9 protein-coding genes are annotated in these 14,581 nt (G+C 32.3%); 4 read left to right on the forward strand and 5 right to left on the reverse strand.

Features of this window, described 5'->3' with window-relative positions; genetic code table 11:
- The 3 genes from ACH2BV_RS10120 to ACH2BV_RS10130 form a co-directional block, all read right to left on the reverse strand.
- Positions 1-860, reverse strand: an 860-nt coding sequence (locus ACH2BV_RS10120) for a signal recognition particle protein (protein ID WP_395050605.1), incomplete at its 3' end; no start/stop codon positions are given.
- Between the two features lie 141 nt (positions 861-1,001).
- On the reverse strand, positions 1,002-1,718 hold the full coding sequence (locus ACH2BV_RS10125) for a hypothetical protein (protein WP_395050606.1): 717 nt from the start codon (positions 1,716-1,718) through the stop codon (positions 1,002-1,004).
- A 46-nt stretch (positions 1,719-1,764) separates the two neighbouring features.
- Positions 1,765-2,796, reverse strand: a complete 1,032-nt coding sequence (locus ACH2BV_RS10130) for a hypothetical protein (RefSeq protein WP_395050607.1) — start codon at positions 2,794-2,796, stop codon at positions 1,765-1,767.
- Positions 2,797-3,076: 280 nt separating this feature from the next.
- Between ACH2BV_RS10130 and ACH2BV_RS10135 the strand changes: the two genes are divergently transcribed.
- The 3 genes from ACH2BV_RS10135 to ACH2BV_RS10145 are packed head-to-tail and all read left to right on the forward strand — an operon-like array spanning position 3,077 to position 7,080.
- Entirely contained in the window at positions 3,077-3,595 is a 519-nt protein-coding gene (locus tag ACH2BV_RS10135) for an RNA polymerase sigma factor (RefSeq protein WP_395050608.1), read from the forward strand.
- 44 nt (positions 3,596-3,639) lie between these two features.
- The gene (locus ACH2BV_RS10140; protein ID WP_395050609.1) at positions 3,640-4,539 is read left to right on the forward strand and encodes a FecR family protein; all 900 of its coding nucleotides are present in this window, start codon (positions 3,640-3,642) and stop codon (positions 4,537-4,539) included.
- The gene (locus ACH2BV_RS10145; protein WP_395050610.1) at positions 4,540-7,080 is read left to right on the forward strand and encodes a carboxypeptidase-like regulatory domain-containing protein; all 2,541 of its coding nucleotides are present in this window, start codon (positions 4,540-4,542) and stop codon (positions 7,078-7,080) included.
- Between the two features lie 2 nt (positions 7,081-7,082).
- Here ACH2BV_RS10145 and argS read toward each other — a convergent pair whose 3' ends face one another.
- Complete coding sequence (gene argS, locus ACH2BV_RS10150) at positions 7,083-8,861, reverse strand: arginine--tRNA ligase (protein WP_395050611.1); 1,779 nt, start codon at positions 8,859-8,861, stop codon at positions 7,083-7,085.
- Between the two features lie 238 nt (positions 8,862-9,099).
- Here argS and ACH2BV_RS10155 point away from each other — a divergent pair, with 238 nt between their 5' ends.
- The gene (locus ACH2BV_RS10155) at positions 9,100-13,353 is read left to right on the forward strand and encodes a choice-of-anchor L domain-containing protein (protein ID WP_395050612.1); all 4,254 of its coding nucleotides are present in this window, start codon (positions 9,100-9,102) and stop codon (positions 13,351-13,353) included.
- Positions 13,354-13,482: 129 nt separating this feature from the next.
- On the opposite strand, the gene ACH2BV_RS10160 is transcribed toward ACH2BV_RS10155, so the two are convergent.
- Positions 13,483-14,490, reverse strand: coding sequence for a 3-oxoacyl-ACP synthase III family protein (locus tag ACH2BV_RS10160; RefSeq protein ID WP_395050613.1), 1,008 nt, complete (start codon positions 14,488-14,490; stop codon positions 13,483-13,485).
- Between the last annotated feature and the right edge of the window lie 91 nt (positions 14,491-14,581).

Consider the following 14,581-nt stretch of genomic DNA (forward strand, 5'->3'; position numbering starts at 1 on the left):
GTTGGATAGAAAACATCAATAGCATCCATTTTCTCGCCTGTTCCAACAAATTTTATTGGTTTGTTTACAACCGATTTAATCGAAATAGCAGCTCCACCACGAGTATCACCGTCTAATTTGGTTAAAATTACACCATCAAAATTTAGTCTGTCGTTGAAAGCTTTCGCAGTATTCACAGCATCCTGACCAGTCATTGCATCAACAACAAACAAGGTTTCGTGAGGTTGAATGGCTTTATGAACGTTAGAAATTTCGGTCATCATCGCTTCATCTACAGCCAAACGACCGGCTGTATCGACAATCACAACATTAAATCCATTGGCTTTAGCGTGTTTGATTGCGTTTTGAGCAATTTCGACAGGATTTTTATTTTCAGGTTCAGAATAAACCTCAACGGCTATAGAATCTCCAACAACATATAATTGTTGAATTGCTGCAGGACGATAAATATCACAAGCAACCAAAAGCGGTTTTTTTCCTTTTTTGGTTTGAAGATAATTGGCTAATTTTCCTGAAAAGGTAGTTTTTCCTGAACCTTGCAATCCTGACATTAAAATAACGGTTGGATTCCCAGAAAGATTGATTCCTGCTACATCTCCACCCATCAATTCAGTTAGCTCATCTTTGACAATTTTTACTAATAACTGTCCAGGTTGAAGAGTTGTTAATACGTTTTGACCAATTGCTTTTTCTTTTACTTTAGTGGTAAAATCTTTGGCAATTTTAAAGTTAACGTCGGCATCTAATAAAGCACGGCGAACTTCTTTTAGCGTTTCGGCAACGTTTACTTCCGTGATTTTTCCGTGACCTTTTAGTATATGAAAGGCCTTGTCTAATTTATCGCTTAAATTATCGAACATAATTGTAATTGTCTTTTATTGAGGTGCAAATATAAGCTAAAGTTGTAAAGTCTCAAAGTTACAAACTTGTAAAATTTCGATATTATTCAATAAAAAACCAGCCTAATTGACTGGTTTTTTGAGTAGGTTGTTTTATGAAGATTAGTCTTTGTCGTCTAAATGCGTTTCATTTTCGAGTAATTCTTTTATTTGATGTCCAATAGTTGAATGCCCATCATCAAATCCAGTTGTAATTTCGATAATTCCATCTCCATCAGTATCCAATAATAAACCTTGATTAGCCAATGATGTTATTTTTGCCATTAATGCATCAAGTTGTATTTTTATATTGAGAGTAACGGTGTTATCATTGACTGCAAAATCTTTGGTTGGATCCATAAAATCCATTTCAAGTTCAATATTTTCAGCACTCCAAATAACAAAAGGTTTATCGTTGATAGTTCCTTTAATCAAAAAAGTTTTGCCTTCCAAGTCACCAGCTATAAGACTTTTTGTAAAATTAAATTTTATTTCTTCATATTTTGCATTTGGAACATCAACAGATGTAATAAATTGGCTCAAAGGTTTGTTTGGATCAAGTAAATCCAATAAAAAAGGCCCCATTAGTTTTACGTCTTCATGTATTGGATCCGTGGAGTGCATAGCATCTTCCATATCAGTTTCCAATTTAATATTTCCGATGTTAACCTTAAAATCAGTGATAACTACTGTGGACGCAGCCGTACGAGCAGTCGAAGAAGTCTTGCCTGTAGAAGATACCGCAGAAGCTTTGAATGAAACATTCCCACTAGTAGAAGGATTGTTTGAACAAGAGCTCATCGCAAGGGCTACTAATACAAAAGTTGAAAATTTTTTCATAATATTTAATATTTAAAGGGTTAAGTAAATTAGTATTTAGTTTTAATTATTGTTTTTCAAAATAAAGGTAATCATTGTCATTAATGTCTTCGGTATGTCTAAAACGCAATTGAGAATTATTGAATTCAAACACTTTCCAACCTTCATTTAATTTTCCTAAAGGGTCTGATTCAAATTTTATTTCAAACTCTCTAACTCCATTATCTACTTTAGTTGACCATGTTCCATTATATGAAATTCCTGATTTTGTTGCAACAACTTTATAATTGGAATTAAAAGTAAAAGTATAACCATCGTAAGCCGAGGTTTTTTCACTTTCATGGAAGTAATAGGAAATTTTCCAAGAATTACTTACTAATGTTTGTATAAAATCAAGAGACGGTATTGTATTATCAGGACAAGTATCTACAGCACTTTTTATAAGATCTTCAAATTGGCTGTTAGTTGTTACAACTGTGTTCTGACCATTTGAGTTTGTAATGGTAATAGGATAACTAATGGCAATAAATTTATTATCTTCAAGGTTTTCGAAAAAACTATATAGTAACTTATTATTGATTATTGAAGCTGTGCTTGCAATTTGGTTACTACTGTCATAGACATTAATAGTTATTGGAAAATTAATAGTGATACAATTTATCTTTCCAAAATCCTTTGAATTAGCTTGACATTCTATAATCAAATTATTAAAAGCATTTTGATTCTCCAGAATTTTTTCAGAATAATCATTGAGAATTACTGTTACTGGATAATGAATATTAACTATATCATTGTCATTTGAATATGCATTAATATTCATTTGCACTAATTGATAATCGTTAACCGTATTAACTGAGATTTGAACATTATTCACAGTAACTATATATGGCAACTTTACCATAAAACAATTTGATTTGTCAATAATATTATCTTGCGAAGTTTTTTGCATTACAACTCTCTCAATATAGGTTGTCAGTGGAGTAGTTTTAATGATAGTTTCTTTTGTGCTGTATATTTCCACCGTAGATTCGGTTTGACAAGCTGTAAACAAACTTACAAACAGAACTAAAACACAAAATGAATATATAAATTTCTTCATAATTACCCCTAGCTAGATCAAATTATTGCAAATGTATTAAAAATTAAATCCAAAATATCCAAGCGATATTTTGAGGAAATATCACTTGGAAGATTGGAACAAACTAAACAATTATTTAATGTTTGTTACCCCAACAAACATAAATAATAAAAAACAATAATATTAACTCTATAAACGTTGTAAAAAATAATATCGTTTTAATAAAAACAATTTAGAATCAATATACCCTACCTGAAATAAAATAAATATATCTTTGTAAGCCATAAAAAAAATAAAAATAATGTCAACTAATTCATTATCAGAGACTTGTAACGAAATTATTTTCTCAAAGTTTTTTAAAAACCACGCAAAATCTCTTCGCAATTTTCTTTTCTATAAGTATGGAAATAAAGACCAAGCCGAAGATTTAACACAGGAAGCTTTCATAAAACTTTGGCAAAATTGTGCTTCGGTTCCCATTGAAAAAGCTAAATCTTATATTTATACTATTGCTAACAACAGCTTGCTAAACGAAATTAAACACCAAAAAGTAGTTCTGGAATATGAAAATAATTTCAGTGGCGCCGATAAAACAAATGAAAACCCCGAATTTATTTTAGAAGAAAAACAATTCAAAAGCAAACTTTTAAAAGCAATCGAAAATCTAAATGAAACCCAACGAGTTGCCTTTTTAATGCATCGAATTGACGGCAAAAAATACAGTGAAATTGCAGACGAATTAAACATTAGCGTTAAAGCTGTCGAAAAGCGAATTCATCTTGCTTTAGTCGATCTTAGAAAATCAATTGACTTTAAGTAGGGTAAATACAGAATTAATTGTTATATACATATAAATCGAATATGATGAAAAAAAATTACTTTTTAGCCAAATGGCTTAATAACGATATAACAAAAGAAGAATTAGCCGAGATTAAGGCCGATCCTGATTTTTACAACTACGAAAAAATCAAAAACTATTCTGCTCAATTAAAAGTGTCTGATTTTGATGAGGAAAAAGTTTTGGAAAACATTCTTAGTCATAAAAAAGTGTCGCCAAAAGTAATTCCTTTATATAAAAACTGGTTGTTTAGAATTGCTGCCATTCTAATTATTGCTTTGGGAATTACATTTGTAACTCAAAATTTCGCAACCGAAACACAGTATGCTTCCAATGGGAAAAGAACTACATTTTCACTTCCCGACAATTCAGAAGTAGTTTTGAACGCTGGTTCTGAAATTGAATATAAAAAATGGAATTGGAACAATCACAGAAATATTGAGTTAAAAGGTGAAGCTTACTTTAAAGTAGCAAAAGGCCAAAAATTTGAAGTGGAAACTAGTCTTGGAAAAGTAGCAGTTCTTGGAACACAGTTCAATGTGAAAAGTAGAAAAAATCGTTTTGATATCACTTGTTTTGAAGGGAGAGTAAAAGTAAATTATAAAGACAAAGAAATTATTTTGACTCATGGACAAAGCGTTACATTTGAAAACGGAAACCAAATAACTACATCTTCTAGTTCTTCAAAACCAGAATGGTTAGAAAATAAAATCTCTTTTACCAAAGAAAACTTACCTAATATTTTAGACGAAATCCAAAGACAATATAACGTCACTATAAGCGTTAATTCAGGATATTCCAATGAATTGTTTACTGGAAAAATACCTACAGATAATCTCGAAATTGCTCTTCATATAATAGCAACAACGTATAATTTAGAACCCAATAAAATTGATAAAAACAAAATAATTTTTGAAGAAAAATAGATGTTTTCTATAAAACATATTTACATTTTATTTTTTTGCTTTGTTTTTGCCCTGACCATTACGGCTCAGGATAAAAACAAAGCAATTGCTTTAAAATATGTTCTACAATCAATAGAAAAAAAACATCATATAACTTTTAATTATATCGAAACTGACATTGTTGAAGTTCAAATAATTCCTCCAAATTCCTCTCTGTCTTTATCTGAAAAACTAAATTATCTCCTGAAAGAAACCAATCTCATATTTGAGAATATTAACAATAAATTTGTCAATATTTCCAAAAAAAATGAAATAGAATTAGTTTGTGGCTACGTGTTTTCAAAAAATAATAATTCTCCCGCAGAAGGAGCAAATATTAAGTTGTCAAATGGTAAAAGTACTTCAACTGATTCTAAAGGTTACTTTAAACTTCCAAAAGATAAATCAAGTCAAATTATAGTGAGTCACATTGGCTACGACACTCAAAAAATTTACATTCCAGATTCCCAAAATACAAATTGTCTCAAAATATTTCTTGAACTTGAAGTTTTGAAACTTGATAATGTAATAACCAATCATTATTTAGCTTCCGGTATTTCAAAAACAATTGATGGAACATTTGTAATAAAACCAAAAAAATTAGGAATACTACCAGGTTTAATTGAACCTGATGTGCTGCAAACAATGTTGCAAATTCCGGGAATTTATAGTGCCGATGAAAGCCTTTCGAGTATCAACGTGAGAGGCGGAACTCACGATCAAAATTTATTTTTATGGAATGGAATAAAAATGTACCAAACGGGGCATTTTTTTGGTTTAATATCGGCATTTAACCCAAATTTGGCGCATACTGTTTCAATATCAAAAAACGGTAGTTCCGCCTTTTATGGGGAAAGTGTTTCGAGTGTTGTGGATATTTCTTCGGATCCAAATAAATTCGAAAAACCTCAATTTAGTGCTGGAATCAATATGATTAATGTTGATGTTTATTCAAAGTTTAATATCAATAAAAAAGGCTTTCTGGAAATTGCCGCCCGAAAATCAATCACCGATTTAATAGAAACTCCTACTTATACAAAATATTACAACAAGGCGTTTCAAAACACATCAATTACAAATTTTTCCAATTATCATAGTATAGATTATAATAGTGAAGAGAAATTTAAGTTCTATGATGTTACGCTAAAATATTCACAAAAAATTGGTAAAAAAGACCAACTTATATTAGATTTAATAACCATTAGTGACCAACTTAATATTGATCAAAATGCCACAATTGACAATGTATTTCAATCTGAAAACAACTTTTTAATACAAAAAAATCAAGGAGGAAATGTTGCCTGGAAACGACATTGGAACTCAAAATACACAAGTAAAATCAACGTTTTTGTCTCATCTTACGAACTCGATGCAGAAAAAAATAAAATTCAGGACAATCAAATTATCAAACAGGAGAACAGTGTATTCGAGGATGGTTTTAAATTAGAAAACAGCCATATCATCAGTCCAAAATTTACAATTAATGACGGCTATCAGTTTGACGAAACAGGAACGACAAACTTAGATAGGGTCAGTAATCCAATTTTTTACAGACAAATTAAAGAAGTTTTAAGAACTCATGCTCTCATCGTTGAGGGTAAATACAACGATACACTATCAAAAATATATTTTAATGCAGGAATGCGATTAAATTATATTGAACAATTCAAAAAATACCTTTTTGAGCCTAGATTGCAGTTTAATTATGGTATTTCAAAAAGTTTTGGTTTAGAAGTATTGGGTGAATTTAAAAGCCAGAATTGTTATCAGATTATTGACCGACAACAAGATTACTTTGGAATAGAAAAAAGACGCTGGATATTGTCAAATAACACCACGATTCCAATTCAAAGAAGTAAACAAGCATCAATAAGTTTTTCATTTAACAAAAATAATTGGCTATTAACTGTTGATACTTATTATAAAAAAGTCGACGGAATAAACAGCTCAACACAAGGATTCCAAAATCAATTAGAATTTAAAAATATCATTGGCGATTATGGAGTTTATGGAACTGAGGTCTTGATACAGAAGAAAATAAATCACTTTATTACCTGGGTAAGTTATGCTTATAATGAAAATAATTATCATTTTACAGGCACAGAACAAACAGAGTTTTCAAATAATTTTGAACTAAAACATGTCGTTTCCTGGGCTGGAACTTATGAAGTTAAAAATCTAAAAATATCATTGGGTTCAAAATGGTATTCCGGAAGACCCGAAACAACTCCTTCAAGTTTAGATATAAATTACAGCAATCCTTCAAATCCAACAATTGATTATAATTCTCCAAATAATAAAAATCTGGAAGACTTTTTCCAAGTTAATTTTTCGACAACTTACAAATGGGAAAGCTCTAATAAAACCCAATATAAATTAGGGTTATCTGTATTAAATGTACTTAATCAAAAAAATGAGATTAACGAATATTATAGAATAAATACCGCTACAAATTCTATTGAAGACGTAAAAACATATTCGCTCGAAAGAACACCAAATCTAAGTTTCAGAGTGATTTTCTAAAACTACATTCTTTCGGGAACATCAATTCCTAACAGTTGAAATGCTAAAGCAATTGTCTCAGCAACCTTTTTCGAAAGTTGAACTCTAAACGTTTTCTTAGCCAAATCTTCTTCGCCCAAAATAGAAACTGCCTGATAGAACGAATTATACTCACGAACCAATTCATATGTGAAATTAGCTACCAACGCAGGACTGTGATTTTGAGCCCCATTTTGAATAACTTCAGGAAACAATTCTAGTTGTTTTATTAATTCTTTTTCCTTTTCGTGAAGCGAAACTATCTCTGTTTTAATTGAAAAATCGAAGTTGGCTTTGCGAATTATCGATTGGATTCTCGCATAAGTATATTGGATAAATGGTCCTGTATTTCCGGCAAAATCTACTGATTCTTCTGGATCGAAAAGAATTCGCTTTTTGGGATCGACTTTCAAAATGTAATATTTCAAAGCACCGAGTCCAATGGTTTTGTATAATTTTAATTTTTCTTCAGGCGAATAACTGTCTAATTTTCCTAAATCTTCAGCAATTTTCTGCGCAGTATCTGTCATTTCCTGCATCAAATCATCAGCATCGACAACAGTTCCTTCACGAGATTTCATTTTTCCGGAAGGCAAATCGACCATTCCGTAAGATAAATGAAAGAGGTTTTTTGACCAATCAAAACCCAGTTTTTTCAATATCAAAAACAACACTTTAAAGTGATAATCCTGTTCGTTCCCAACAGTGTAAACCATTCCTCCAACGTCCGGAAAATCCTTTACGCGCTGAATGGCTGTTCCAATATCTTGAGTCATATAAACTGCAGTTCCATCTGAACGCAATACAATTTTTCTATCCAAACCTTCGTCAGTCAAATCAATCCAAACTGAACCGTCAGGATCTTTTTCGAAAACTCCTTTTTCTAAACCAATTTGAACTACATCTTTTCCGAGCAAATAAGTATTGCTTTCGTAGTAATATTTATCAAAATCAACTCCAAGGTTTTTATAAGTAATAGCAAAACCGTCATAAACCCATTGGTTCATTGTTTTCCAAAGTTCAATTACCTCAGCATCACCAGATTCCCATTTCAGTAGCATTTCCTGTGCTTCGAGAATCATTGGCGCTTGCTTTTTTGCTTCATCTTCGGTTTTTCCTTCAGAGATTAATTGAGCAATTTGTTCTTTATACGCTTTATCAAAAGCCACGTAATAATTTCCAACTAATTTATCACCTTTCAAACCCGTTGACTCAGGAGTTTCACCCTTTCCAAATTTTTTCCAAGCCAACATCGACTTGCAAATATGAATTCCCCTATCGTTTATGATTTGGGTTTTATAAACTTTTTTGCCTGAAGCCTTGATAATCTCGGCAACAGAATATCCTAAGAGATTATTACGAACGTGACCTAAATGCAATGGTTTATTAGTGTTTGGCGAAGAATATTCGACCATTATGGCTTTATCTTCTGAACTTGGAGCAACAAACCCAAATTTTTCTGAATCTTTAATTTCGTTAAAAAAATTCAAATAATATTCATCAGATATAACAATATTTAAAAAACCAGAAACCACATTAAAACGACTTACTTCAGTAACATTTTCGACTAAATAGTTTCCTATTTTATTTCCTAATTCGACTGGGTTGCTTTTTACCACTTTCAATAAAGGAAAGATTACCATTGTAATATCGCCTTCAAACTCTTTGCGTGTGCTTTGAAATTCAACTTTGTCTATGGCAACGTCAAATAATACTTGGACTGCTTTTTCAATAGAAGGTGTAAGAATCTGTGTTAATGTCATTTTGTTGTCAATTTTAAGGCTGCAAAGATAGACATTTAAGAGGAAAACTGTTTTAGATTTGGATGAAATAATATCTGTCTTTTTTCGTTCAAATAATAGATTTTCCTATTAATTTAGATGTTAATTTGGATAATTATTTGTTTCATTTGAAAATTATCCTAAATTTACTGTGTTTTTTATCGGTAAAAACAAACTTTTTGTCGATTAAACTATATTTTTGCCCAAAAAATATTTCTTTATGAATAAAAGCCTACTTCTCATAACTTCACTTTTTTGGATAGGATGTTATTCGCAGGCTATTACCGTTGATACCAGCATTTCTGTTCCTGAATTAGTAACTAAAGTATTAGTAGATAAAGATTGTGTTACCGTAACTAACATTAGTTGGAGAACTGGAAATACTAATGGTTTTGGATCTTCCAATGGAATTGGATATTTTGAAAATACAAATCTCGCTTTCCCTCTATCAAAAGGTGTGATTTTAAGTACAGGAAATGTGACTAATGCACCTGGACCAAATATTACTGGTACAAGTGATCCTGGCACTGGTAATGATGCTTGGACAGGAGATAGCGATTTAGAAGCTACGCTTTTAGCAGCAGGAATATCTATGGTTTCTACAAATGCAACAGTTTTAGAATTTGACTTTGTTCCCTTTTCTTCAAACTTTGACTTTAAGTTTTTATTTGCTTCCGAAGAATACGGAAATTTTCAATGCCAATTTTCAGATGCTTTTGCTTTCTTGCTAACCAACAAATCAACAAAAGTTACAACAAATCTTGCTGTTGTTCCAATTACTAATGAACCCATTTCGGTAGGTACTATCCGTAATTCACTGTATAATTCCAATTGCACAGATGAAAACATAGCATATTTTGGAGCATTTAACGGCGGTTCTAATGCTGCTAGTTCAGCAACAAATTTTAATGGTCAAACTGTTATTATGAATGCAGCTTCATCAACTTTAGAACCAAACACACCTTATCATATAAAACTAGTAATTGCTGATAATAAATTACCCGATGTCGATTCTGCTATTTTCTTAGGAGCCAATAGTTTTAATGTTGGTCAAGATGTTTTAGGTCCAGATTTGACCGTAGCAAACAATACCGCGATTTGTGATAACAGCACATATATCCTTAAATCAGGCTTAATTCCAGAAAATTTTTCTTTTAAATGGACATTTAAAGGAGACCTAATAGGAGACAATACACCTAATCTAACTGTAACCCAACCTGGCATATACGGCCTAACCTATACGACTAAATCTGGTTGCGTTGTAACTACTGATTATATAAATATTGAATACTATAAACCAATAATAACTCCAGATCCTGTAGATTTATATCAATGTGATTCTGGTGACCAGACAGGTTTTACTTATGATTTAGCTTTTAACACACCTATCGTACAAGTTCTCGGAACTCTTGTAAGTTATCACGGAACTAAGGCAGAGGCAGATTCTAAAGGTAATTCATTGCCAAATAATTATGCTATAGTTAGGGGAGATTTACCAGCAACAATTTGGGTGAGGATTTTGAACACAGCAACAAATTGTGCTATTACAAAGTCGTTTCAATTAGGACTTAGACCTCCGCCAATTGCTAATAAACCTGGAGATTTGACTGAATGTGAAAATAAAATAGGAACAAATACTGCTAATTTTGATCTTGCATTACAAACTCCCATAGTTTTAGGAGGACAATTGCCAACAATATATAATGTAACTTATTATACCAAAGTAGAAGATGCAGACGCTGGAAGAAATCGAATTAATACTTCTGTCTTTTATCCTTCAGGAAATGCAACAGTATTTGTAAGGATTCAAAACAGTACCGATCCTACTTGCTATAAAATTACCAGTTTTAATATAATTGCTAAACCAAGACCTGTATTAGATCTTATAAATGATCAATTTGTGTGTCCTGGTTATACTTTGCCCGAACTTATTAATCCTGGAAATTATTATTCTGGTTCTAACAAAACAGGAACAATTTTACATGCTGGAGATCCAATTACTACTGACCAAACAATATATATTTACCAAGAAACAGGAGAAACTCCAAGTTGTCCTTCAGAAAGAAGTTTTTATGTTAACATTGTTGTGCCCACTGATATAAGACCAACTATAGAAACGGCTTGTGATCAATATATATTGCCAACATTAGGTTATGGAGCTCGCTATTTTTCATTGCCTGGAGGACCCTTTGGAGGCGGAACAGAACTTTTTGCAGGAGCATTAATAAAAACTTCAGGAATTGTGTATGTCTATTTTAAGTCTACAGATATCATTAATCCTTGCGAACTTTATAGTCAAATTGATATTACTATAAACGTTACACCAACAATTGCCCCTATTCCTAATGCTTTTGCTTGCGTTTCCTATGATTTGCCGCCATTAACCGTTGGTAATTATTACACCAGAGATATATCTGGGAATTACTTTCCTGCAAATTTAACAATTACAACTACAACAACTCTTTATGTTTTTGCAACAAATAATTCTTGCAGAACTCCAGATACTATCTTTACAGTCTATATTGACACAATAGGTTTAGATTCTGTAATAAACCAATGCCAACCTTTTAATCTTCCTCCCGCACCTATTGGAGAATACCGAGATGCGGCAAATGGTGGAGGAAACATAATTCCTCCAGGACTTATTGAAAAAACAACAATAGTATATATTTATGTTCCTGGAGCAGGAACGCCAAATTGCACTGATAATGAATCTTTTACCATTACAATAAATGCACCGTTCCTAACTACGCCTCCGAATGTCAAAGCTTGTGAGAGTTTCCCACTACCAGTTCAGACTGATGGTGGCACTTATTATTCAGGACCAAACAAAGGTTTGCCAATATTAAATGTTGGTGATGCTATAAAAACAACTACAACTTTATATATTTATAAACCATCAATAGTTCCGGGCTGTTATAATGAAAAACCTTGGCTAATTACTATAAATCAAAAACCAATAATAGACTCAAGAGGGGATCAAGGACCTATATGCAATTCATATAAATTAACCCCTTTAACTAACGGAAAATATTATGAATATCCTACTGGTGTTGGTCTTTTACCTAATAATTATGAAGTTAAAAAAAGTAAAACTATATATGTTTTTGCAGCCAATCCGAACGATCCAAGTTGTTATAATGAAAGTTCTTTTCTTGTCACAATAACTAATGTCGAAGCCGACCCAGTTCCTTCCCAATTATCGTATTGTGATAGTTTTACTTTTCCTGCATTGCCAACACCAAATAATTATTATTATGATGCTCCGGGAGGACCTTCGGGCGGTGGAAAAATAATCCCTTTTAGAACTACAGTAACGGCAGCAACTGTATTGCCCAAATATTATATTTATTATAAAACTATAGGTCTTCGAGTAAATTGCAGCGATGAAAATCCGTTTACGATTACCATTGTTCCTAAGCCAGTTGCAAATCCTGTTAATACAATAGTTACCTGCGATACTTTTGGTCCAAATGATGGCATTTTTCAAGTCGATTTGACCACATTAGCCATTAGAAATCAAGTTTTAAACGGACAAATACCTGATGCCAACTTTACTTTAACATTTTTCAATTCTTTACCTGACGCCAATAATAGCAATGCAGTTCCTATTGCTAATCCTTCTGTTTACCAAAACGACAATCCATTTAACGACAGTGTTTGGATTAGAGTTACAAACAACTCCATAACTACTCCTTGCTTTGCTGTTGTCGAATTAAAATTGATTGTAAATCCATTGCCTATTTCTCAATTAAAACCTGATTATTATATTTGTGAAGATTATGAAACTAGAACTTTATTGAATCCCGCTTTCTTAGACACAGGAATAACAACTTCAAATTATACGTTTGAGTGGACACTTGACGGAAATCCTTATGGAAACACTTCCTCAATCACAACCAGTCAAGTAGGGAATTATGCAGTAAAAATAACGAACATAAATACAAATTGCATAAATACATCTACAGCCAAAGTCACTAAATACTCACCATATCTTGAAATTACTTATAGTGATGCATTCGAAAATCCAAGTTTTGTTTCTATAACTGTTTTAGGTGCTGGTTCAGGAAATTATGAATTTAAAATTGATGATTCTCTTTTCCAAGACAGTAATATTTTTAATAATATTTCAGCTGGAGAACACACTATTTCTGTTAGAGATAAAAATGGTCACTGCAATCCTGAGCCTATTAATGCAGTAATCATAAATTACCCAAAATATTTCACTCCAAATGGTGATGGCTATCACGAAACTTGGAATATTACCCATTTAGCATCAACAAATCCAGATGCGCCCATATTCATTTTTGATAGAATGGGAAAACTAATTAAAGAAATAACGCCTTCTACTGATGGTTGGAACGGAATGTATAACGGGGAACCTTTACCTTCTTCAGACTATTGGTTTACGGTTGATTACTCCGAAAAAGGAACTGCAAAAATTTTTAAATCCCATTTTACTTTAAAAAGATAAAAAAAGATTGCAGATTTCAGGTGGCAGGTAGCAAAAAAAGAAAGCTTCCTAAGGAATCAAGACGTTTTTTTTATGGAGATGCTTAACATTCTTAATCTGAAATCTGTAATCTGAAATCTGAAATCTAATTTACCATCTAATAATAACACTACCCCAAGTGAATCCGCTACCAAAAGCAGCCAAAACAACAATATCACCTGATTTAATTTTTCCTTGTTCCCAAGCTTCTGTCAATGCAATTGGAATCGAAGCTGCGGTGGTATTTCCGTATTTTTGAATATTATTAAAAACTTTATCATCATCCAATCTGAATTTCTTTTGAATAAATTGGGAAATTCTCAAATTAGCTTGATGCGGAATGAGCAAATCAATATCAGAAACTTCCAAATTATTGGCTTCCAATCCTTCATTGATTACTTCGGCAAAACGAACCACAGCATTTTTAAACACAAATGTTCCATTCATGTACGGAAAATAACTTTCGTCATCAGGATCATTATCTGCAATAATATCTGTAATCCAACGACCTCCCATTCCTGGTGCTTTCACGATAAGTTCTGCGGCGTGTTGCCCTTCGGAATGCAAATGAGTTGACAAAATTCCCTTCGTAACATCTTCTTCCCTACTCAAAATGGCTGCTCCGGCTCCATCTCCAAAAATCACCGAAACTCCGCGACCGCGAGTAGTCATATCTAATCCTGAAGATTGCACTTCTGAACCTATAACGAGAATATTTTTATACATTCCGGTTTTAATATACTGATCAGCAACAGAAAGTGCATATACAAAACCCGAACATTGATTTCTTACGTCTAATGCACCAACGGTTCTTAATCCTAAATCACGTTGCACCAAAACTCCCGGACCAGGAAAATAATAATCAGGACTCAATGTGGCAAAAACCACAAAGTCAATATCATCTTTGGAAATACCGGAACGTTCGATGGCAATTTTAGCCGCTTTTACTCCCATAGTTGTGGTAGTATCTTCGCCTCGAATGATATGTCTTCTTTCTTGAATTCCGGTTCGCTCCTGAATCCACTCATCATTGGTGTCCATTATTTTGGACAAATCATCATTAGTAACCACATTATCAGGAACATAATATCCTAGTCCTGTTATTTTTGAATGAAACATAATAGTGTTGTTTTAATAAAATTCTGTTTGTGATTTTAAGAATATTCTAAAATCAAGTACAATGTAACACTAATTTTGACAGTGCCAATTT

The organism is Flavobacterium sp. (assembly GCF_043780635.1).
In the GTDB taxonomy this organism is placed as follows: domain Bacteria; phylum Bacteroidota; class Bacteroidia; order Flavobacteriales; family Flavobacteriaceae; genus Flavobacterium.